Source organism: Pelomonas sp. KK5, assembly GCF_001984095.1.
Classification (GTDB): domain Bacteria; phylum Pseudomonadota; class Gammaproteobacteria; order Burkholderiales; family Burkholderiaceae_C; genus KK5.
Window position 1 is genome coordinate 1 of sequence record NZ_LYVQ01000511.1, and the last position, 860, is coordinate 860.

Here is an 860-nt window from a genome sequence, read left to right on the forward strand (position 1 = left end):
CGCAGTTCCAGCCGACGCCTAACGGCGCGGCTGAACGCAATCGTTAGGCAGCATGCAATACATCGACGTCCAGTGGTTCCATGAGCATGCCGGCGAGCCTGTTCGTTTGGTCTCCGAACTCGACTGCGAGCGCTTCGAACTGCGTAAGCTGGAGTTCTTTCGCGACGGCACTGTTGGCGCCGCATCTGCGAACGGAGCCGCACATGGAACGAGTCTCGGAACTGTGCCGGTCCCAGCGTTGGACGAGATCAACGGAGACCCTGCGTTCTCTGGCGCGGAGGTTCCTCCTGAGGTTTTCGAAGAGCTATGGAGGCTGTATGCGCCGTTTGCAGCCTAACCCGCAGTTGCAGCCGACGCCTAACGGCGCGGCTGAACGCAATCGTTAGACCGCAATGCCCACAATCGCCGCGCTAGTCGTCATGCTTTCCTTAGTCGGCATCGGCGTCATTGTGAGTGGCGCCACGACACTCGCGCTGATCGTCGCAGGTCTACTTTCAGTCGGCGGGATCATCATGGGCATGAGGGGCTGGGCGGATTCGGGTGGACCCAAGTCTCTAAGAGGGTGGCTCCGAACGGCTGCAATCTACGCATGCGCTGGCTTGGCTATTTACGCGGGAGAATGCGTCTTCGGGAAGCTTTTGCATCCTGAACTTGCCTTCTTTGAAGCTGGCATTCGCACCGGCCCCTTTGGTGGAGCCTGCACCGTCGTAGTCACGGGGTGGCTGGTACTTTTTTCCATTGGGGGTGCTGTCCGCCGTGGAACTGAGAGTTGGATGCAGAGAAGAGCCAATGAGTCTCAGTGAAGCTGTCTAACCCGCAGTTCCAGCCGACGCCTAACGGCGCGGCTGAACGCAATCGTT

Annotated in this window: 1 protein-coding gene; it reads left to right on the plus strand. The window is 59.4% G+C overall.

Annotated features, from left to right (window positions below):
* Positions 1–52: 52 nt before the first annotated feature.
* Complete coding sequence (locus B0W88_RS32040; protein ID WP_077038438.1) at positions 53–337, plus strand: hypothetical protein; 285 nt, start codon at positions 53–55, stop codon at positions 335–337.
* The last annotated feature ends 523 nt before the right edge of the window (positions 338–860 follow it).

Excerpts from the sequence above, each read along its gene's own strand:
- B0W88_RS32040 (WP_077038438.1), top strand. The coding sequence starts at position 53 with ATGCAATACATCGACGTCCAGTGGTTCCATGAGCATGCCGGCGAGCCT.